The 21225-nt window shown below is 61.7% G+C and carries 17 protein-coding genes; 8 read left to right on the plus strand and 9 right to left on the minus strand.

Annotated features, from left to right (window positions below; all coding sequences use genetic code 11):
- Nucleotides 1–28 precede the first annotated feature (28 nt).
- A complete protein-coding gene (locus DB032_RS05505) occupies nucleotides 29–1942 on the minus strand; it encodes a thiamine pyrophosphate-binding protein (protein ID WP_107798582.1) in 1914 nt (637 codons plus the stop codon).
- 496 nt (nucleotides 1943–2438) lie between these two features.
- Between DB032_RS05505 and folE the strand changes: the two genes are divergently transcribed.
- The 3 genes from folE (at nucleotide 2439) to DB032_RS05525 (ending at nucleotide 6187) form a co-directional block, all read left to right on the plus strand.
- Entirely contained in the window at nucleotides 2439–3134 is a 696-nt protein-coding gene (folE, locus tag DB032_RS05515; RefSeq protein ID WP_107798584.1) for a GTP cyclohydrolase I, read from the plus strand.
- 144 nt (nucleotides 3135–3278) lie between these two features.
- A complete protein-coding gene (locus DB032_RS05520; RefSeq protein WP_107798585.1) occupies nucleotides 3279–3704 on the plus strand; it encodes a BLUF domain-containing protein in 426 nt (141 codons plus the stop codon).
- A 218-nt stretch (nucleotides 3705–3922) separates the two neighbouring features.
- Nucleotides 3923–6187: an ATP-binding protein gene (locus tag DB032_RS05525; protein ID WP_107798586.1), complete on the plus strand. Its 2265-nt coding sequence runs from the start codon at nucleotides 3923–3925 to the stop codon at nucleotides 6185–6187.
- Between the two features lie 5 nt (nucleotides 6188–6192).
- On the opposite strand, the gene DB032_RS05530 is transcribed toward DB032_RS05525, so the two are convergent.
- The 5 genes from DB032_RS05530 to DB032_RS05550 all read right to left on the minus strand — a co-directional run bounded on the left by DB032_RS05530 (nucleotide 6193) and on the right by DB032_RS05550 (nucleotide 10450).
- The gene (locus tag DB032_RS05530) at nucleotides 6193–7197 is read right to left on the minus strand and encodes a GlxA family transcriptional regulator (protein ID WP_107798587.1); all 1005 of its coding nucleotides are present in this window, start codon (nucleotides 7195–7197) and stop codon (nucleotides 6193–6195) included.
- Nucleotides 7198–7287: 90 nt separating this feature from the next.
- Nucleotides 7288–8076 carry an ABC transporter ATP-binding protein gene (locus DB032_RS05535; RefSeq protein WP_107798588.1) on the minus strand — a complete coding sequence of 263 codons (789 nt, stop codon included), beginning with the start codon at nucleotides 8074–8076 and terminating at the stop codon, nucleotides 7288–7290.
- 27 nt (nucleotides 8077–8103) lie between these two features.
- A complete protein-coding gene (locus DB032_RS05540) occupies nucleotides 8104–8835 on the minus strand; it encodes an ABC transporter permease (protein ID WP_107798589.1) in 732 nt (243 codons plus the stop codon).
- On the minus strand, nucleotides 8832–9521 hold the full coding sequence (locus DB032_RS05545; protein WP_107798590.1) for an ABC transporter permease: 690 nt from the start codon (nucleotides 9519–9521) through the stop codon (nucleotides 8832–8834). The genes DB032_RS05540 and DB032_RS05545 overlap by 4 nt, the downstream gene beginning before the upstream one ends.
- Nucleotides 9522–9685: 164 nt before the next feature.
- On the minus strand, nucleotides 9686–10450 hold the full coding sequence (locus DB032_RS05550) for an ABC transporter substrate-binding protein (protein WP_048407703.1): 765 nt from the start codon (nucleotides 10448–10450) through the stop codon (nucleotides 9686–9688).
- A 515-nt stretch (nucleotides 10451–10965) separates the two neighbouring features.
- Here DB032_RS05550 and DB032_RS05555 point away from each other — a divergent pair.
- A complete protein-coding gene (locus DB032_RS05555) occupies nucleotides 10966–15777 on the plus strand; it encodes an NAD-glutamate dehydrogenase (RefSeq protein ID WP_107798591.1) in 4812 nt (1603 codons plus the stop codon).
- A gap of 214 nt (nucleotides 15778–15991) precedes the next feature.
- Here DB032_RS05555 and DB032_RS05560 read toward each other — a convergent pair whose 3' ends face one another.
- The 3 genes from DB032_RS05560 to coaBC all read right to left on the minus strand — a co-directional run bounded on the left by DB032_RS05560 (nucleotide 15992) and on the right by coaBC (nucleotide 18809).
- The gene (locus DB032_RS05560) at nucleotides 15992–17005 is read right to left on the minus strand and encodes a GGDEF domain-containing protein (RefSeq protein ID WP_107798592.1); all 1014 of its coding nucleotides are present in this window, start codon (nucleotides 17003–17005) and stop codon (nucleotides 15992–15994) included.
- Nucleotides 17006–17120: 115 nt separating this feature from the next.
- A complete protein-coding gene (dut, locus tag DB032_RS05565; RefSeq protein WP_107798593.1) occupies nucleotides 17121–17576 on the minus strand; it encodes a dUTP diphosphatase in 456 nt (151 codons plus the stop codon).
- Nucleotides 17577–17624: 48 nt separating this feature from the next.
- On the minus strand, nucleotides 17625–18809 hold the full coding sequence (gene coaBC, locus DB032_RS05570) for a bifunctional phosphopantothenoylcysteine decarboxylase/phosphopantothenate--cysteine ligase CoaBC (protein ID WP_107798594.1): 1185 nt from the start codon (nucleotides 18807–18809) through the stop codon (nucleotides 17625–17627).
- Nucleotides 18810–18966: 157 nt separating this feature from the next.
- Here coaBC and radC point away from each other — a divergent pair, with 157 nt between their 5' ends.
- The 4 genes from radC (at nucleotide 18967) to DB032_RS05590 (ending at nucleotide 21219) form a co-directional block, all read left to right on the plus strand.
- Nucleotides 18967–19641, plus strand: a complete 675-nt coding sequence (gene radC / locus DB032_RS05575; protein WP_107798595.1) for a DNA repair protein RadC — start codon at nucleotides 18967–18969, stop codon at nucleotides 19639–19641.
- 100 nt (nucleotides 19642–19741) lie between these two features.
- Nucleotides 19742–19993 (plus strand): hypothetical protein, encoded by a 252-nt coding sequence (locus DB032_RS05580; protein WP_019101157.1) that lies wholly within the window; start codon nucleotides 19742–19744, stop codon nucleotides 19991–19993.
- A gap of 156 nt (nucleotides 19994–20149) precedes the next feature.
- Entirely contained in the window at nucleotides 20150–20527 is a 378-nt protein-coding gene (locus DB032_RS05585; RefSeq protein WP_019101158.1) for an oxidoreductase, read from the plus strand.
- Between the two features lie 227 nt (nucleotides 20528–20754).
- Complete coding sequence (locus DB032_RS05590; RefSeq protein WP_158274247.1) at nucleotides 20755–21219, plus strand: DUF2844 domain-containing protein; 465 nt, start codon at nucleotides 20755–20757, stop codon at nucleotides 21217–21219.
- Nucleotides 21220–21225 lie beyond the last annotated feature (6 nt).

Genomic DNA, 21225 nt, shown 5'->3' on the forward strand with positions numbered 1-21225 from the left:
TGCTCGTCCTCGCTATGTGGAGCCGGGATCAGAAAATCACCGGCACATTGGCCGGCTGGCCGTTGTCCGTATTGCGCTGGCCGTCCCCGTCCGGGACGTGGAAGCAATCCAGCCTCGGCTGATGGCGGTAGCGGGCGTTGGCCTGCTGCGGCGTGGGCGGCGGCTGATCCAGGCCCACGGTCTGCATGTCCAGCACATAGGCGCGGCCGGCCAGCGCGTGGTCCAGCCCGCGCCGCACCGCGGCGCGCACCGCCTCGGGATGGACCACCACCTCGCCCTCCATGCCGCCGAAAGCCTGGGCCAAGGCGACGAAATCCGGCTTGGGCCGGTGGATGCGCAGGTATTCCGGGTCCTGGGTGCGCGCCTGCCAGCCGTAGCCCGGCGCGTCGCCGTACATCGCCTCCACTTGTTGCAGCCCCATTTGCAGGGTGTGGTATTCGTGGTTGTTGGTGATGATGTAGAGCACCCCCAGCTGGCGATGCTGAGCGGTCCACCAGGTTTGCGGATAGAACAAGGAGGAGCCGTCGCCGGTGGCCGCCACCACGAAACGGGTGTCTATGCCCTGGCAGCCTTGCGCTTCCAGCTTGATGCCCAGGGTGGCGGGCATGGACCAGCCCAAGGAGCCGCCGCCGACGCAGTAGTAGCTGATGGGCGCCGCGGCCTCTTCGGTGAAGGGCAGCAGGTACTGGAACGGCGCCGGGTCCGACACCGCTTCGTGCACGTAGACGAACTGCTTTTCCAACCGGCGTTCGCTGATTTCCAGACGCAGCGCGTCGGCGATCACCACCGCCCAGATTTCTTGCTGTTGCATCGCCTCGCGCAGATAGACGTCCCATTGCAAGCGCCGCGCTTCGGCTTTTTGCCGCAACAGCTCATTGCGCTGCCGCGCGGCCGCCGACGGCTGCTCGCCGATCTCCCGGTTCAGCAGCGGCAAGGTGGCCTTGATGTCGCCGAACAGCGCGCATTCGCCGTAGTAGTTCTTGCCGATGTCCCAGCTGTTGTTGCTCAGATACACCTGGCGCACCGAGGGCGGGATCAAGGGCCCGTCGCTGTACTTGAACACCGTGACCTGAGCCTGGTTGCTGAAGCCGCATAAAAAGGCGACGTCGTGGCCGGCGAACACTTGCTGCAGATCTTTTTGCCCGCCGGGCAGTTCGCCCTGCCAGTGGTAATCGCCATTGGGGAAGTTGGCCAGGCTGCTGAAGGTTTGCAGCGACACCGGCGCGCCGATCAACTCCGCCAGCGCCTGCAATTCCGGCCAGGCCTCGGCGTAGCCGGCGGCATCACCCACCACAATCAGCGGGTTGACCGCCTCGCGCAGCATGGCGGCCGCCTGACGGATGGCGTCGGCGTCGGCGATGAAATGCGGGGAGATCCGGGTAATACCCGGCAGGCGGTCGCCGTCGCCGATGCGCCGCATGGTGAACTCCCAGGGAATGGCGACGAACACCGGCCCGTTGGGCGGCGCCATCGCCTCCTTGAAGGCGCGCTGCAACACCATCGGCAATTCTTGCTCGGTGCGCACCTCATGCGCCCACTTGGTGTATTGCCGCGCCAGGTCCACCAGATTGGAGGCCAGCAGCGGCTCCTGCGTGACCAGCTCGTTCTGCTGCTGGCAACACAGAATCACCAGCGGCGCCTGCGAGCGCCAGGCGTTGAACAGATTGCCGATGCCGTGGGCGATGCCCGGGGTGACGTGCACCACCACCACGCCGGGCTTGCCCGTCATCCGCGCCGAGCCCATGGCCGCGCCCATGGCGATGTTCTCGTGCAGGCACTCGATGTACTCCACCTGGTTTTCCGGGTAGGACGTGCCGTCGATGATGGGAATCTCATTGGTGCCGGGCACGCCGAAAATGCGATGGATGCCCAATTGGCTCAATGCGTCGAACACATAGTCCCGGGCCCAGCGCTGCCGGCTGTTTTGCTGTTGGCTATTCATTCCGTCCCGCCTCTCTCCATAAGTTTTCGTTCTTATGTGAGTGGTAATCCAGGCGGAGGAAAATTCAATCCGGATAATTTCTGTGTCGAAAACGCCAATGCGGACGGACGCTGCGCCGCGCCGCGCGCCCGCTTCCGGCCAACAAGGCTTGCGCCGGCGCGGCGAGATGCGCCGCCACGCGCCCAACCCCGTCCAAAAGGACAGCAACAACCTGTATGGCCAGCCGCCGGCATTGACTTTGCATGCCCGCCAAATTAAGGGCTTCCCGCGTCAAGCCCTGACGGGCTAAGGGTTTCTACTAGGCGCATCGGCTGCGGATGCGCTTCGTTTGCTTGTGCTAACATGGAGCGTTCCTGTCGCATCGGCCAGGCTCCAAGCACGCCGCCTTTCAGGGAGGCGCCCACCGCCTGCCCTGCCCCAAGTCATGCGCAATGGATAGAGCCGCCGGCCATGGCGGCGCCAAAATGATAAATAAGCATCCGAGACTGCCAACACAATGAACAAGACCAATACCGTTGACCATCTGCCGGTCTCACAACGCATCCGCAGCCGCCTGCAGCAAGCCGGCGTCCGTTTCCACGCCAACGACAATATCGCCGCCTACATCGAAGACGGCGAATTGGACCTGCTGCAATCCGAGGTTCAGGAGAAACTGAAAGCCGTGCTGGAAAGCCTGGTCATCGACACCGAGCACGACCACAACACCCAGGACACCGCCAAGCGCGTGGCCAAGATGTTCATCAAGGAAGTCTTCCGCGGCCGCTATGTGCAGATGCCGGCCAGCACCGAGTTCCCCAATGTGGAGAAGCTCAACGAGTTGATGATCGTGGGTCCGATCACGGTGCGCAGCGCCTGCTCCCACCATCTGTGCCCCATCATCGGCCGCGTCTGGGTGGGGGTGATGCCCAACGAACATTCCAATCTGATCGGCCTGTCCAAGTACGCGCGGCTGATAGACTGGGTGATGACCCGCCCGCAAATCCAGGAAGAGGCGGTGTCCCAGATCGCGGACCTGCTGATGAAGAAGCTGCAGCCGGACGGCCTGGCCATCGTGATGGAGGCCGACCACTTCTGCATGCACTGGCGCGGGGTCAAGGACAGCAATAGCAAGATGACCAATAGCGTGATGCGCGGCTCCTTCCTCAGCGACGCCAATCTGCGCCGCGAATTCCTGTCCCTGATGCATAAATAAAGAGCCCGTTCGCCGTCTCTCGGGCAAGCTCGGGACAAGGTCTTGAACAGGTTTTAAGGTCAGCGGCAAGACGGCGCGCAGCGACTAAGATGAAACGAGGCCGCGCCGGTCTGGCGCGGCTTCTTCGCATCCAAGGGGCACATCATGCTGGTACGCCTGACCTACTGCAGCCGCGCGCACAAATCCATAGACAGCGATCTGGTGGACGACATCATGATCGCCGCGCGCAAATACAATCCGGCCCAGGGCATCACCGGGGTGCTGTGCTACAGCAAGGACGTATTCGTGCAATCGCTGGAAGGCGGCCGCGCCGAGGTCAATCTGCTGTACCAGAAACTGGCCCATGATCCGCGCCATCAATGCCTGACGCTGCTGGACTACCAGGAAATGGAGCAACGCCGCTTCGCCAACTGGAGCATGGCGGAGGTGATGATGGAAAAACTCAACGCCTCGCTGCTGCTGCGCTATTCCGCCCAGGCGCGCCTGGACCCGTTCAGCCTGCCCGGCGCCAGCACCGCCCTATTGCTGGAGGCGCTGGCCGAGGCCGGCAGCACCCAGATCCGCCACTGAGAACCTATTCACGATCTTTTGTCTGTGCTTTGAAACACGGTTCGAGCTGGGCTTTATGCATTGTGCTGCTCGCCAGACGGCGCGGTCGAACTCTCCTCCCTGTCTTTCCCCATTCTTTAGCTTTCTCCTTGATTATTAAGCCATTGTTCTTTTTGTGGCTATATTTTCACTTATTTTTACTGAAATTTCGGCTAATTACTCAGCAGAACCTATTGGTTATGAATAGAATTCCAGCATCAAGATCGGGAATCGAGGCGGGAATTTTGAGAAACTTCAGGCGGGATGGTGTGCATTTATTTGTATTGGCCTGGGCTCTCTGCGCCTTGTTGGTGACGGTGCTGTGGGGGATGGGGGAACTGCAGCGTCTGAGGGACGAGTTCGAATCAGTGGCGCAGCGGGCGCATGCAATGGTGGCGCGCAAGCTGGACCAAAATGAGTCGGTGCTGTCTTCCGTGGATGCGCTGATGGCGGCAAGCCGGCCATTTGAGGCATCTGAGCTGTCCACCTTTGCGCGCGAGCTATTGCCCCATTATCCGCAGCTTCATTCCTTTATCTTTTTTCAAAGCGTGCCCTTGGAGGAGAGGCCTCTCTTCTTGCGCCAGATGAGCGGCAAGTTTGGCGCGACCTTTTACATTCGCGATTTCGACGTGGCGGGCAATCGGGCATGGCGGCCGGCCGCCGTGCGTCCGCAGTCATTGGTGATTTCCATGCTGGAGCCGGATCGGCCGGAAGCCGGTCCGATGTTTGGCTACGATATTTTGGGCGATGCTTATTTCCGGCCGGCCTTGAGCAGGGCCTTGGAGACTGGGCAGCGAGTGGCCAGCGGCGCGTTCGAGTTGCACGAGGGCGGTGGACGCGCTTATTTCTTGTTCCAGCCCTTGTTCGAAGATAGGGAGAAGGCACCGGGCAAATTGGTCGGCGTGGTGGGCCTGGTGGTGTTTTGCGATCGCCTATTGCAGGCGCCGGCTCTGGAGCGCTTGTTGCCTGGATTGGACTTGACCCTGTACCAGGACGGCGTCCTTGCGCCGGGCGCGCCCTTGTTTCAGCGCCTGCATACTTCGTCCGAGCGTGATTGGTGGCCGGTGTTGCGTAGGCTGGAGGCTCGGCTTCCGCTGTCCAGCGTGGCCCAGCCTTTCGTGCTGGGCGTGGCTCGGGATGTCAGAGTGACGGACTTGGCGTTGTTGCCTTGGCTGTGGCAGCAGTCTTTGTTGCTCGCTTTCTTCGTGTTCGCCGGCCTGGTTCACTTGCAAAGAATGGCTTTGCGGCATGAACGTCAGCAATCGGACGAGGCGATCTTTCTGCAGAGCGAACGGGCATCCGTCACGCTGAGCGCGATTCATGACGGGGTGATCATTCTGCGCCAGGACCATGCGATCGAGCTGGCAAACCCGATGGCCTTGGAGTTGATGGGCATGGCGGCGGAGGAGGTGGTTGGCCGCGTCTGCCACGAGGTGTTCCACTTGCAGGCCGAGTTGGCCGCGGAGCTGGCGGAGGATCCGATCCGAGAGTGTTTCCGGACCGCGCAACCGGTGGTATTGGCGGAGAGGATGCAGCTGACGTCGGCGCGAGGTCAGATTCGTTCGGTGGAGGGTGGGGTATCGCCGTTGTTCTCGCGGGAAGGGGGGCTGATCGGCGTGGTGTGCGCCTTGCGCGACCTGGGGCCTTTGCGGCAACGCACGGTGGCGGCGTTGGAGGCCAGCGAGAGCAAAGTCAAAGAGCATTTGGAGAAATTGTCCCATGTGGCCCGGTTGCATACGATGGGCGAAATGGCGTCCGGCATCGCGCATGAGCTGAATCAGCCTCTGACGGCGATCGCTAATTATTGCCAGGCCAGCATTCAGTTGCTGGAGGGGGTTGAGGAGGCACCGGCCCAGGTGAACGCGGCGCTGCGTTTGGCGGTGGCGCAGGCTGAGCGGGCGGGGGAGATCATCAAGCGCTTGCGCGCCTTGGTCAGCAAGCGCGCGATCGAGACGCGGCTGATCGATTTGAACCAGGTGGTGGGCAATTGCATGTTCCTGGCCGAGTACGATCTGAAGGAGCGCGGCATCGAGGTGGTTCAGCTGTTGTCGGGTTACCCGGTGGCGGTGTTGGCCGACAGCATTCAGCTGGAGCAGGTGGTGCTGAATCTGCTGTCAAACGCGATGGACGCTTTGCGCGACGAGCCGATGATGAAGCGCCATGTGATCGTGCATACCCGGCGAGAAGGCAAGAAAGCGATTCTGGAGGTGCGAGACACCGGTCGCGGCATTACGCCGAGTTCATTGGAGGTGCTGTTCCATCCATTCTTTTCAACCAAGCCAAACGGAATGGGGCTGGGCTTGTCCATCTGCCAGACGATTGTGGAGCAGTACGGTGGCCTGATCTCGGCGGAAAACATCCCGGCCAGCGGGGCTTGCTTCCGGATCGAGTTGCCTTTGTCGCGCCAAGGCGAGCCGGAGCGTGCTCCGGTGCCTTCGCCTGACGGTTGCGGCGCCGGTGTTTGACGGTGCTAGCTCTTGGGGGCCGGAGCCGGCGACGCGGTTTGCGTGCGATGCGAGCGTTCTTCGCGCGGGGTGATGCCGAAATGGTTGCGGTAGGTGCTGGAGAAATGGGGGCCGCTGGAGAAGCCGCAGGCCAGGCCGATCTGGACGATGGATTTGCTGGTTTGCTGCAATAGCTGGCGCGCTCGGCTCAGGCGCAACTCCAGATAGTATTTGGACGGCACCGTGCTCAGGTATTGCTTGAACAGCCGTTCCAGCTGGCGTCGGGAGACGCCGACATAGTAGGCGATGTCGTCGGTGCTCAGCGGCTCTTCGATATTGGCCTCCATCAGGCTGACCGCTTCCGTCAACTTGGGCTGGCTGCCGCCGATGCGGGTGGCCAGGGGGATGCGTTGGCGTTCATTGCCGGGACGGATGCGTTCCATGCTGAACAGTTCCGACAGCTGAGCGACAAATTCGTGGCCGTGCTGATTGCCAACCTGGGTCAGCATGAAATCGAAAGTGGCCGCTCCGCCTGCGCAGCTGAGGCGTTTGCCGTCGATTTCAAATAGATTGGACGAGGTGATGATGTCCGGAAACTCTTCGGTGAAACGGCTGATCTCGCGCCAGTGTATCGTTGCGCGCAGGCCGTTGAAGTGTCCGGTGCGGGCCAGCCAATAGCTGCCGCAGCCGATGCCGCCCAGTTGGATTTTATCCGGGCCGCAGGCGGTGAGCCCCTTGCTCAGGACGTCCAGGCTGAAGTCGGGATTGATGTCGTCGGCCAGGATCAGCAGGCAATCCAGCTTGGGGGCGCCGTCCAGCGGCAGATCCACCGCCAGCCGCGTGCCGTTGGAAAGCGGCACCGCTTGTCCGTCCAGGGAAAGCAGCAGGGTTTCGTAGAGTTTTTTCTCCGCCAGCCAATTGGCGTGCAGCAGAACCTCGGAGGCGATGGCGTAATCCGCCATCGAGGCATGGGGCAAGAGCAGGAAGCCGTAGCGCAGAGGCTTGGCGGGGTGGGACGGATGCTGACCCATTGGTTTTCGCGGCGAAGGGTGGAGATTACAAAAACACACCATGCCGGGCATGAGGCTGGCATGGTGTGCGACATTTTCCTATTGTACGATTTATTTCAGGCTGCCGGAGAGGAATTGTACCAATCGCTCGCTTTGCGGGCGGATCAGCACTTCCTTGGGGTGACCTTGCTCCTCTATCCGGCCCTGGTGCAGGAAGATGACGTGATTGGACACTTCGCGGGCGAAGCCCATTTCATGAGTGACCACCACCATGGTGCGGCCTTCGCCGGCCAAGTCTTTCATCACGCGCAGCACTTCGCCGACCAGTTCCGGGTCCAGCGCCGAGGTGGGCTCGTCGAACAGCATCACTTCCGGTTCCATCGCCAGCGCGCGGGCGATGGCGACCCGCTGCTGCTGGCCGCCGGACATATGGGCCGGATACTTGTCTTCGACGCCGCGCAGGCCGACCTTGTCCAGGTATTTGCGGGCGCGGGCGCAGGCTTCGTCCCGGCTGAGCCCCAGCACGTGAATGGGCGCTTCGACGATGTTTTCCAGCACCGTCATGTGCGCCCATAGATTGAAGTGCTGGAACACCATGGCCAGCTTGGTTCGGATGCGCGCCAGCTGATTGGCGTCGGCGGCCTTGAGCGCGCCGGTCTTGCGATCGGATACCAGCTTGAGTTCTTCGCCGGCGGCGAGAATGCGGCCGCTATTGGGCTGCTCCAGCATGTTGATGCAGCGCAGAAAGGTGCTTTTGCCTGAGCCGGAGGAGCCGATAATGCTGATGACGTCGCCGGCGTGAGCGGTCAGCGACACGCCCTTCAGCACTTCGTGCGAGCCGTAGCTCTTATGCAGATCGCTGACTTGCAGCTTCAGATTCTTATCGGTGGGGGTGTGCATGATGGTGTTCCTGTATCGCTATCCGCATTAGTGCTTGCGTGGCGCCAAATAGGCCAGCCAGCGTTTTTCCGCCTGCTTCATCAACCAGACCAGAAGGAAGGTGAGCGCAAGGTAAATGGCGCCTGCGGTGAGGAAGGGCTCGAAAGCCATGTAACTGTCCGCGTAGATGCGGCGAGCCACGCCGGTAATGTCCGCCAGAGTGACCAGGCCGGCGATGGCGGTGCTTTGCAGCATCATGATGACTTCATTGCTGTAGGCGGGCAAAGCGCGGCGCAGCGCCGAGGGCAGCACAATGCGGCGCATCATCAGCCATTTGCTCATGCCCATGGCCTGGGCGGCTTCGATCTCGCCCCAGTGGGTGTTGCGGATCTGGCCGGCGATGATTTCGGTGGTGTAGGCCGCCGTGTTCAGGGTGAAGGCGAGGATGGCGCAGAAATAGGCTTCCTGCAGGTAGTGCCAGGCCCAGCTGTCGCGGATCCAGCCAAACTGGGCCAGACCGTAATAAATGATGAACAGCTGGACCAAGAGCGGCGTGCCGCGGAAGACATAGCCGTAAACGCGGACCGCGCCGGAGGCCAGCCGGTTTTTGGAGACTTGCATCAGCGCCATCGGGACGGCCATCGCCATGCCCAGAATAAGGGAGATGAACAGCAGTTCCAGCGTCATCACCAAGCCGTCGCGGCTGCTCATGACGGCGTTGCCGTCTCCGCCGCCGAAGAAGGCGGGCAGTTTGTCCAGAATCAGTTGGAAGTCGATCACAGTCCGCTCTCCTTGACGCCCAGCGAATAGCGTTTTTCCAGTTTGCCCAACAGCAGATTGGACACCCCGGTGATCGCCAGGAACAGCAGGCCCACGATCAGATAGACGGTGAAGGGTTCCTGGGTGGTGGATTTGGCCGCGTCGGCGCGATACATCACGTCGTTCAGGCCGATGACCGAAACCAGGGCGGTGGATTTGACCAGCACCAGCCAGTTATTGGAGAAACTGGGCAGGGCGAAGCGAATCATCTGCGGAACGGTGATGCGGAAGAACACGCGCAGCGGCGTCATGCCGTAGGCCATGCCGGCCTCCATCTGTCCTTTGGGCACCGCCATCATCGCGCCGCGGAAGGTTTCCGTCATATAAGCGCCGAAGATGAAGCCCAGGGTCAGCACGCCGGCGACGAAGGGATCGATATTGGGACTTTCCCAGCCCATGCGGCCGCAGAGGTCGTTGATCATCATCTGGACGCCGAAGAACAGCAGAAACATCCAGACCAAATCGGGCACGCCCCGGACCACGGTGGAATAGAGTTCCGCCAGCCAGACCAGCGGTTTGGAGTGAGCGGATTTGAATAGCGCGCCAATCAGGCCCAGCACGATGGACACGAGCAGTGCTGAGCCGGCCAGCTGCAATGTGAGCACTGCTCCTTGCAATATGCTGGGAAGGTAACCTTGCAAAAACATGGTGTTACTGCCTCATTCATCAGCCTTGCGCGCAAGGCCGGTCCTTGCTCGGCCGCTGGGGGAACGGCCGAACAAAAAAGTCCCGGCGAGGCGCGCGGTGCGGGCGGCAGCAAGCCGCCCAGCGCCTGGGGCGCTTGGCCGGGACGGATGCGGTTACGAGGGGTTTAGCCGCCGTAGACGTCGAAGCTGAAGTACTTGTCTTGGACTTTCTTGTAGCTGCCGTCCTTGCGCACCTGATCAATCGCCTTGTTCAGGCGTTCGGCCAGCGCCTTATTGCCTTTCTTGACGGCGATGCCCGCGCCCAGGCCGAAGTATTTGACGTCGGCGTAGTTCGGGCCGACAAAGGCGTAGCCCTTGCCGTTGGCGGTTTTCAGGAACTCTTGATCGCCGACTGCGCCATCGACGAAGACGGCGTCAACACGGCCGGACTTCAGGTCCAGGAAGGACTCGGGCGACTTGGCGTACGGCACGATGGTGGCGCCGGATTTGCCCCAGTAGTCCTTGGCGAACTTTTCCTGAGTGGAGGCGCGCAGCACGCCGATCTTCTTGCCCTTGAAGCTGTTCTGGTCAACGGCGGTGCCGGATTTGGCGACGATGCGGCTGGCGATGTTGTAGTACTTGCGGCTGAAGTCGACGGCTTTCTTGCGCTCCTCGGTGATTTGCATCGAGGACAGGATGGCGTCGAACTTGTTGGCGTTGAGGGCGGGAATCAGGCCGTCCCAGTCTTGCGGAACGATTTGACAGCTGACTTTCATGGCGGCGCAAAGGGCATTGGCCATGTCGATGTCGAAGCCTTGCGGCTTGCCATCGGCGCCTTGTTTGGAGAACGGCGGGTAATTGAGGTCAACCCCAAAACGCAGAGTCTCTGCTTGGACGGAAAAACCGGACAGCAGAGCTGCCGCTGCGGAGGCGATCAGGACTTTTTTCATGGCGTGGATTTCTACTTCTCTATCGGGTGTTCGCGTCGTTGCGACGAACGCAAACCCAAGCTTGTAAACCCGGCGCTTGGAACGAGGCTGCTCACGGTGTCTCGCCCAAGCCGGAACCATTGTAGTTTTTTCTACTTTTGCCAGTAGTTGGCCGCAGCTTGCAACGGTTATCCGCCGTGCGCAAGATGGGGCCATTGTCTGGCAATCGGTGTGAGCAAGTGTTCGTATTTTAACCGATATTCTTGCTTCATGTGAAATGTGCGAAAAATCAATGACTTATATTTCTTTTTTGGACTTGTGTACAATGTGGGGCTGGGAGAGAAACTTGTAAGCCGCCGTCGCATTGCTATAAGGCTAAAAGTGGCGTTCGCCACGATTTATCCCTGCGGCATTCGATGGGGGCGAACAGGCTTTTCCATGAAAATGTACGTCCACGTCGCATTAAGGAAATCCCGGCATGAAGGGGGTATCTACAATGCCTCGACACACTCCGTGCACACAACAAGAGAAGCAACATGTCGCTTACCAATAAGACCGAACTCGCGAGCCTGATCGCCGATATTCAGGCTGTAGCAGAGACCAAGCTTTCCGAAAAGGAGAAACACCAGCTCGAACCCTTCTTCCCGATCTACTTCGAGGAAGCCGAGCATGCCGACCTTAGACAGTTTTCGTCGCTGGATTTGTTCGGCGCCGCGTCGGCGCATTACGCGTTCGGCGCCAAGCGCGCGGCCGGTCAGCACAAGGCGCGCATTTACAACCCGGATTTCGAGCGCGACGGTTGGCAAAGCACCCATACCGTGATTGAAGTGGTCAACGACGATATGCCGTTCCTGATCGACTCCATCACCATGCTGCTGTCGCGCCATAGCCTGAACCTGCACCTGCTGGTGCACCCGGTGCTGTCGGTGGGCCGCGACAAGAACGGTGCGATCCAGGCGGTCAAGCGCACCGAGGACCGCAGCCTGCCGCTGGAGTCCTTCATCCACGTGCAGATTGACCGAGTCACCGATCCGGCGGTGCTGAAGCAGCTGGAAGCGGATTTGAACCGCGTGATTGTAGACATCCGCCTGGTGGTGAGCGACGAGCCCAAGATGCGCGAAGTGTTGGCCGACATCAGCAAGGACCTGTCCCTGGTCAAGGGCAAACGCGCGGCGGAAGCCAAGGAGGCGGTGGACTTCCTGGCCTGGATGTCCAAGCGCAACTTCCTGTTCATGGGGTATTGCGATTACGACCTGGTGCGCCGCAACGGCAAGGACAGCCTGAAGATCGTCAAAACCTCCGGTCTGGGCATCTTGAAGGACCAGGGCGACAAGGAATACTCCGCCAGCTTCGAACAGCTGCCGCAGGAGCTGCGTGAACTGGCTCACCTGCCGCAACTGATCATTCTGAACAAATCGCAGACCCGCTCCATCATTCACCGCCCGGCCTACATCGATTTTGTCGGCATCAAGCGTTTCAACGACAAGGGCGAAGTGATAGGCGAGCGCCGCTTCCTGGGCCTGTACACCGCCAGCGCCTACCAGGACTCCCCCAAGGACGTGCCCATCCTGCGCCAGAAAGTGGCGACCGTGGTCAGCAACTGCGACTACGTGGACGACAGCTATAAATCCAAGACCTTGAGCTTTGTGCTGGAGGCCTATCCGCGCGACGAACTGTTCGAAATCCCGGCCGAGGTGTTGGGACCGATCTCCGAGGGCATCGTCAGCCTGCAGGAACGCCCGCGCGTGCGCCTGTTCGTGCGCAAAGACCGCTACCACCGCTACGTCAGCTGCCTGGTCTACGTGCCGCGCGACAGCTTCAACACCGAAGTGCGCCTGAAGATAGAGAAGGTGTTGATGAACGCCTTCAACGGTACCAGCGCCGAGTTCAGCGTGCAGATCAGCGACGGCTCGCTGGCACGCGTGCATTACATCATCCGCACCAACGCCGCCAAATTGCCGGAATTCCACGAGGCCGACATCGAGGCCGAAATCGCCCGCCTGGTGCGCGGCTGGGTGGAAGAGCTGCATCAACTGCTGGTGGAAACCCACGGCGAAGAACTGGGCAACGCGCTGTTCAACCGTTACAAGGGCGCTTTCCCGGTGGCTTACCGCGAAGAGTTCGCGGTGCGCAACGCGGTGCTGGACATCCAGCATATCGAATCGGTCAACGCCGACTCCCCGCTGGCGATGAAGTTGTACCGGCCCTTCCATCGCGGCGCCTCGGCTTTCAATCTGAAGCTGTTCCGCGAAGGCGAGGCGTTGGGCCTGTCCGCCAGCCTGCCGATTTTGGAAAACATGGGCGTCAAGGTTCGCGACGAGCATCCGTACTGCGTGCAGCGCGCGGACGGCCGTCAGGTGTGGATCAGCGACTTCGGCCTGGACGTGGGCTCCGCGGAAGAGCAGATCGCCAGCGAAGAAGTGCAGCAGGACTTCCAGGAGCTGCTGACCCAGGTGTTCGCCAAACGTTGCGAGAACGACGGCTTCAACCGCCTGGCGCTGGTGGCCGGGTTGGACTGGCGTGAAATTTCGCTGGTGCGCGCCTTGGCCAAGTACCTGCGCCAGGGCGGCCTGACCTTCAGCCAGGCTTACATCGAGCAGTGCGTGGCCAATTACCCGGCCATCACCCGCTTGCTGGTTGAACTGTTCGCCGTACGTCTGGACCCGGCGCATGCCGACGACGCGCGCGCCGACGCCTTGCTGGCCAAGCTGCGCGAGCAGCTGGACGGCGTGGCCAATCTGGACGAAGACCGCATTCTGAACGGTTTCCTGTCGGTGATTCTGGCCACCCGCCGCACCAACTTCTGGCAGAAGGGCGCCGACGGCGAGTTCAAGTCCTATATCTCGTTCAAGCTGGAATCCAATCTGCTTCCCTTCCTGCCGCAGCCGCGCCCGATGTTCGAAATCTGGGTGTACAGCCCGCGCGTGGAGGGCGTGCATCTGCGCGGCTCCAAAGTGGCGCGCGGCGGCTTGCGCTGGTCCGATCGCATGGAAGATTTCCGCACCGAAGTGCTGGGCCTGGTGAAGGCGCAGATGGTGAAGAACTCGGTGATCGTGCCCATGGGCTCCAAAGGCGGCTTCGTCGGCAAGCAACTGCCGGCGCCTAGCGACCGCGAGGCGTTCCTGGCGGAAGGCGTCGCCTGCTACAAGATCTTCATCTCCGCACTGCTGGACGTTACCGACAATCTGGTGAACGGCCAGATCGTGCCGCCGGCGGATGTGCGCCGCCTGGATCCGGACGATCCGTACCTGGTGGTGGCGGCCGACAAGGGCACGGCCACGTTCTCTGACATCGCCAACGGCATTTCCGCCGATTACGGCTTCTGGCTGGGCGACGCCTTCGCCTCCGGCGGTTCCGCGGGTTACGACCACAAGGGCATGGGCATTACCGCCCGCGGCGCTTGGGAATCGGTCAAGCGCCATTTCCGCCACCTGGGCGTCAACACCCAGGAGCAGGATTTCAGCGTGATCGGCATCGGCGATATGGCCGGCGACGTGTTCGGCAACGGCATGCTGCTGTCCGAGCACATCTGCCTGAAAGCGGCGTTCAATCACCTGCACATCTTCCTGGATCCGACGCCGGACGCGGCCAAGAGCTACGCCGAGCGCGCGCGTCTGTTCAAACTGCCGCGTTCCAGCTGGACCGATTACAAGCGCGAGCTGATCTCCAAGGGCGGCGGCATCTTCGAACGCTCGGCCAAGTCCATCCCGCTGTCGCCGGAAGTGAAGGCCTGGTTGGAGACCGACAAGGACAGCATGGCGCCGAACGAGCTGATCCACGAGATCCTCAAGGCCAAGATCGACCTGCTGTACAACGGCGGCATCGGCACCTACGTCAAGGCGTCCAGCCAAAGCCACGCCGACGCGCGCGACCGCGCCAACGATCCGGTGCGCGTCGACGGCCGCGATTTGCAAGCCCGGGTGGTGGCCGAAGGCGGCAACCTGACGTGCACTCAACTGGGTCGCGTCGAGTTCGCGCTGAACGGCGGCCGCATCGCCACCGACGCCATCGACAACTCCGCCGGCGTGGACTGCTCCGACCACGAAGTCAACATCAAGATTCTGCTGGGCGGCGTAATGCAGGCCGGCGACATGACCTTGAAGCAGCGCAATCAACTGCTGGCGGAAATGACCGACGAGGTGGCGCAGCTGGTGTTGCGCAACAATATCCAGCAGACCCAGATCCTGGCGATCAAACGCCAGGAGGCCGCCGCGATGCTGACCACCCATGCGCGCATGATCGCGCACATGGAGAAAACCGGCGAACTGAACCGCGAAATCGAGTACCTGCCGTCCGAAACCCAGATCAATGAGCGCCGCCTGGCGCGTCAGGGTCTGACCGTGCCGGAAATCGCGGTGCTGCTGTCCTACAGCAAGATTTCGCTGGATCAGGCGATTCTGGCGACTGATGTGCCGGACGACGCGGACTTCCTGTCCATCCTGACCCATTACTTCCCGAAACCGCTGCAGCAGCGCTTTGGCGCGCAGATGCAGCAGCATCAGCTGAAGCGGGAGATCATCGCCAACCAGTTGGCCAACCAGATCATCAACCGCATGGGCACCACCTTCGTGTTCCGCATGCAGGAAGAGTCTCCGTTCTCCGCCGGCGACATCGCCCGCGCCTGGTGGATTGCCAGCCGCGTGTTCGACGCCGAGCGCCTGTGGAGCGAGATCGAAGCGCTGGACAACAAGGTGTCGGCGGATCATCAGGTGGAAATGATGGTGCTGGTGCGCACGCTGGTGGAGCGTGTGACGCGTTGGGTGCTGCGCAACAAGCGTCCGTTCTCCTCGGTGAACGCCGTGATCGAGCAGTATGCCGCCAAGGTGAAGGCGCTGTTGGCGCAACTGCCTCAGCTGATCGCTTCCGGCAGCTACCCGGCAGTGGAGGCGCTGGAAGCGCGCCTGAGTCAGCCGGGCATGCCGCAGCCGCTGGCGCAGGTGCTGGCGCGTCTGGAGTTCGCCGTGCCGTTGATGGACATCATCGAAATCAGCGAAGGCAGCACATTGCCGCTGGAGCAGCTGGCCAAGAACTACTACCAGTTGGGCCACGCGATGCAGCTGGATTGGCTGCGCGACGCGATCACCAGCCTGCCGCGCGACAACCGCTGGCAGTCGCTGGCGCGCTCCGCGCTGCGCGACGACCTGTACCGCGTGCATCGCAATCTGGCGGGGCAGGCCTTGCAGGACGCCGCCGGCGCGGAAGCGTTTGCGCAGCAGTGGATGGAGAAGCGCCATCACGAAGTGGAGGTGTGCGCGCAGATGTTCGCCGAGCTGCAGTCGTTCAGCGTGTTGGATCTGGCCATGCTGTCGGCCGGCATGCGCGAACTGAGCAACCACCTGTTGGCCTGATCGCCCGCTAGGGATCGCGTCAATTGAAAACCGGCTCCTAGGAGCCGGTTTTTTTGCGTCCGGAGGACCAGCTTGGGACGCGGGGCAGGGAAAACTTGGAATCTGTTTACGATGGGCCGCGCGTCGGCAGGATGGAGGACGAAGGGCGCTGCAACCGTCTTCGAAAGGCTTGGATGGTTTGAGCGGGTTCCGCTTGCCTGCTTTGAACGGGCGCTTAGAACAGATCGATCTCGCCAAAGCGTTGCGCATTGTCGAGTTGGCCGCCGGCGACCAGCTCTTCGTAACCGCATACCTGGTTGCGGCCATGCGTTTTGGCGTAATACAGTGCTCGGTCCGCCTGTTCCACCAGCTGGCCCGGCAAGAGCTGCGGCAGGATGCGGGTGAAGCCCAGGCTGACGGTCAGGCGGCCCACCTGGGGAAACGAGTATTGCTCGACGCGCTGGCGGAAGCGCTCCAGCGCCACCGCGGCTTCGTTTGGAGGCAAGCCCTGGAAGATGATGGCGAACTCCTCGCCGCCGTAGCGGAACAAGCTGTCGTCTTCGCGAAACGACTGTTGCATCAGCTGCGCCAGCAAGAGCAGCACCTCGTCGCCCACCATGTGGCCGAACTGGTCGTTGACCTGCTTGAAATGGTCGACGTCCAGCAGCGCCAAGGTGCAGGCGTGGTTTTCGCCGGGGGATTGCAATTGCGCCGCCATCAGGTTGAACAGGCGCAAATCGAATTTACGGCGATTGTTCAGCGCGGTGAGCATGTCCCGGTCCGCCTCGAACAGCAGGCGCAGGAAGTTTTCGTGAATCCTGGCCATGGCTTTCAGCATGGCCTTGTTGACCTTTTGCTCCGCCGTCACGTGGATGACCAGCAGGGACACGATGCTGCCCATGCAGCGCAAGGGCAGGCATAGGCCGTGGGGAATACGGAAAATGCCCTCGTCTCTGTCCAGCGAGTTGAGCAGGTCGTAAAGGAAGATGGGCGGCGGCAGCCAACTGTCGTTGGCGGTTTCCATAATCTGGGTCTTGCCGTCCACGGAGGAGGCGCTCAGGCGCCGGCGGGTGTAGGGCACGCCGTTGACCCAGCGACAGGCGAACAACTCCACCTTGTCCACCCGCATCACCTCGACCAAGGTGGAGGCCAGGCTGCTTTCCAGCATGTCCTGTTCGCGCTGGGAGGTGAGTTCGACCAGATTGTCGAGAATCCGCTTGCTGTCGTCCTCTTGAGGGGCTTGCGTCATGCCTGGACATCCTTTGCCGGCGATTGAGGGCGGTGGTCGCGTGCGCGGCGCAAGCCGGCCGTGCGAGGCCGGCTGCGCTACGGTGTGAGTATAGGCAATCGCGCGGCGGCCGGCCTCAGTTGCGTCCGGTGCTGCCGAAGCCGCCGTCGCCGCGTTCCGAGCTGTCGAAGTCGTCGACGATATTGAAGCCCACCTGGACGATGGGCACGATGATCATCTGCGCGATGCGTTCTAGCGGCGTCAGCCGGAACGGCTCGTGTCCGCGGTTCCAGACCGATACGAACAACTGCCCCTGGTAGTCGGAGTCGATCAGGCCCACCAGATTGCCCAGCACGATGCCGTGCTTGTGGCCCAGGCCGGAGCGCGGCAGCAGCATGGCGGCCAGGTTGGGGTTGGCGATATGGATGGCCATGCCGGTGGGGATCAACTGGGTTTCGCCCGGAGCGATGGTGATGTCTTGCTCGATGGCGGCGCGCAGGTCGAGCCCGGCGGAGCCCGGCGTCGCGTAGTTGGGCAGATTCTGCTTCAGACGCGGATCCAAGATCTTGACGTCGATGACGGGTTTTTTCATGAGAGTCCTTTCTTGTCGGCTGCGCGGGGCAGCCGCGGTGTTGATGGCTTATTGCTTGTGCGGCAACAGCTGGGCCAGATGTTCGACAATGGCCTTGGCCACGTCCGGCTTGGGCATGCCGGGCAAGGGGTGGGGGCCGTTCTGGTCCAGCAGCACCACCTGATTGTCGTCGGCGCCCATGGCTTGCTGCGCCAGGTTGGCCACCAGCAGCGGCAGCTTTTTGCGCAGGCGTTTGGCTTCGGCGAACTCCAGCAGGTTCTGACTTTCCGCCGCGAAGCCGACGCAGAACGGAGCGGCGGGCAAGGAGGCGACGGCGGCGAGAATGTCCGGGTTTTCCTCCAGTTCCAGGCTGGGCGGCGCCGCGCCTTTCTTGATCTTGTGGACGGACGGGTTCTTGACCCGGTAATCGGCCACCGCCGCGACGGAAATGAAAATATCGCTGCGTCCCACCTCGGTCATCACCGCGTCGTGCATTTGCCGGGCGCTGGCCGCGTCGATGCGGCGCATGCCCAACGGGGCCTCCATGCCGGTGGGGCCGGAGATCAGCGTGACTTCGGCGCCGGCGTCGCGGCAGGCGCGCGCCAGCGCGTAGCCCATCTTGCCCGAGCTGATATTGGTGATGCCGCGCACGGCGTCTATGGCCTCGTAACTGGGGCCGGCGGTGAGCAGCACCTTCTTGCCGGCCAGCACTTTGGCCCGGAAAAACCCTTCCAGCAGCTCTGCGATCTCCTCCGGCTCCAGCATGCGGCCCTCGCCGGTTTCGCCGCAGGCCTGGGCGCCGTTGGCCGGTCCGAAGACGGCGACGCCGTCGGCGCGCAGCTGCGCCACATTGCGCTGGTTGGGCGGATTGTCCCACATTTGCCGGTTCATCGCCGGCGCCACGATCAGCGGACAGGCGCGGGCGGCGGCCAGCGTGGACAGCAGATCGTCGCAGGCGCCGTGGGCCAGCTTGAACAGCGTGTTGGCGGTGGCCGGCACGATCAGGAAAACATCGGCGCGGCGCGACAGGTCGATATGGGCCATTGCGTTGCTGGGGCGCTCGTCCCACAGATCGGTGTACACCGCATGGCCGGACAAGGCCTGGAAGGTGGCGGGAGTCACGAAGCGCGTGGCCGCTTCCGTCATCACCACTTCCACGCTGTGGCCGGCTTTGACGAGAAGGCGGGTCAACTCCGCCGCCTTGTAGGCGGCGACGCCGCCGGTAATGCCTAGCAGAATTTTCTTGCTTGTCATGGACTTGTCGCAACAGGCGGTAAATGTCCAATTTTAGCGGATTTCCACGGACTGGGCGCGCTGGCGGGCATATTGCTTCGATGATATGGTGAGCCATGCCTCATCGCGTTTGGTCTGACCTTGAAAACAGTGCTATAGCCAGAGGAGGAGCGTGCAGATGTCTATCGCCCATTGGCCGGAGGCCGAGCGTCCCCGTGAAAAGCTGTTGGCCCAGGGAGCGGCGGCGTTGTCGGACTCCGAATTGCTCGCCATCTTTCTGCGCACCGGCATGCAAGGCTTGAGCGCGGTGGAGATGGCCAGGCAGTTGATGCTGGACTTCGGTTCGCTGTCCGGCTTGCTCAACGCCAGTTTTGAAGAGTTCCGGGCGCGCAGGGGCCTGGGCGCCGCCAAATACGCGCAGCTGATGGCCTGCAAGGAGTTGGCGCAGCGGGCCTTGGCGGAGAATATGAGTCTGACGGACGCCTTGCGCGATCCGGGGCAGGTGCGCGATTTTCTGAGGCTGGCGATTGCGGGCAAGGACGTGGAAGTGTTCGTCGCCGTGTTTTTGACCGTGCAGAATCGAGTGATAGCGGTAGAAGAGTTGTTTCGAGGCACCCTGACCGAAACCCGGGTCTATCCGCGCGAACTGGTGCGGCGGGCCCTGGCCAACAACGCGGCGGGGGTGATCATTGCCCATAACCATCCATCCGGCGTGTGCGAACCATCCGCCGCCGATCATTCTCTAACCAATACATTAAAAGCTGCGCTGCAGTTGGTCGATATAAGGTTGCTGGATCACTTCGTCGTGACCGGCGCGCGGGCGGAATCCTTTGCCGAGCGAGGCTGGTTGTAGGCGTTGAGCCGTTGCGGGGAGCGCTCGCGACGCTTGGAGCCGGCGCCGCCTTTGCTGTCTTGTTGGACCTTGTCTCTCACCGCATCATTAGGAGGTCGCCATGAACATCCTACGTCTGCTGAATGAGTCCGACTATATTCAGGTTAACAATCAGTTCGTGAAGCCGGATTTCCATACGGCTTCCGAAGAGTTTTCCGATGACGACGATGTGGTGCTGGAGGCCAATCTGGATGGTCAGGAGTTGGTGTTGACCGTGGCGGATCTGGAGGAGGCGACGCCGTTGGCCGATGGCGGTTTTTGGTTGGAGGGCGTTGGCTATCTACGCTTTTTGTCGCAGCAAAATCTGCATTGAACCCCTTCTAGGCTTTACGCTCGCAGGCCCGGCGATGTCCGGGCCTGCTGCATTGTGGGGCCTTCCCGCAGCTCCGCTTGATTTGGCTCAAATAGCGACCCGGGCTAAAGCTGTTACAGTGCGGTGTTTATTTGATAGTCATATTCAGGTGGCCGCATGGAACAGATCAAAGTAGGCATGATAGGCGCGGGTGAAACCGGAACGCCGCTGTTGCGGCAGCTGTTGGACGCGCCCTTCGTCGGGATGGTGGGGGTGGCGGACTTGAATCTGGATTCGCCGGGCATTTTGCTGGCCCAGCAGCGCGGCATTTCCGTCACCGATAATTTCATCGAGCTGGCCGAGCAGGGCAGCAGCATTGACATCATCATCGATGTGACCGGCTCGCGCAAAGTGCGCGAGGACTTGCGGCGTTACATGCAGTTTTCCGGCAATACCCATACCGTGATCGTCCATGAACGCGTCGCCCTGCTGATGCTGTCCTTGGGCGCGGGCAAGCTGGTGACGACCCGGCATGACGATTCGCTGGCGTATTGATGGAGAAATCCAGGATTTGACTGGCGGGCAGCTGGTCGAATTTTGAGGACGCTGGGGGGCTTTCGCCCCCCTTTTTTTATGGTCTACGTTTCTTCCCTTCCGTTCGATCGGGCAGCCGTTTCATGCTGAGGTGCTATATTTTGATGGCGGCGTCGACGCCGCGCATATTCAGAAGTCCCGGGCAAAGCATCCGGGGCGGCGGTCGTTTCCATTCGACGGGGGTATTCATGCAGACGTCTTTTCTGACGAGGCGCGCCTTGCTGCTCTGCCTCAGCTTCAGCCTGTTCTCCAGTCCTGCCTTGGCCACCTTGGGGCAGCCCTTGCCGGCGGGCCGCGCGGCCGCTGCTCCGCAAGCGCTGGCTTTGAAGACCGCGCCGCCCGCGGTCTATTCCGTGGCGCAGAGCCGGGATGAGGCCGGCCGCCTCATCCGCGAGTTCGTCCGGCAGACGGACGGCGTTGTGTTCGCGGTGGCGTGGCAGGGCGCGTCGCTGCCGGATATGAGGCAGCTGCTTGGTGATTACTTTCCCACTTATGTTTCCTCGCAGCAGTCCAATCGGGCCGGTCTGAATCGCTTGGAAGGCCGAGGGCCTGGGCTGACGGTGATCTCCGCCGGGCGCGCGCGCGCTTTCTTCGGCCTGGCCTATGTGCCCGCGCTGGTGCCGGCGGGCCTCGACATCGATCAACTCAAATAATCAGGG

The sequence above is a fragment of the Chromobacterium sp. Panama genome, from assembly GCF_003052555.1.
Classification (GTDB): domain Bacteria; phylum Pseudomonadota; class Gammaproteobacteria; order Burkholderiales; family Chromobacteriaceae; genus Chromobacterium.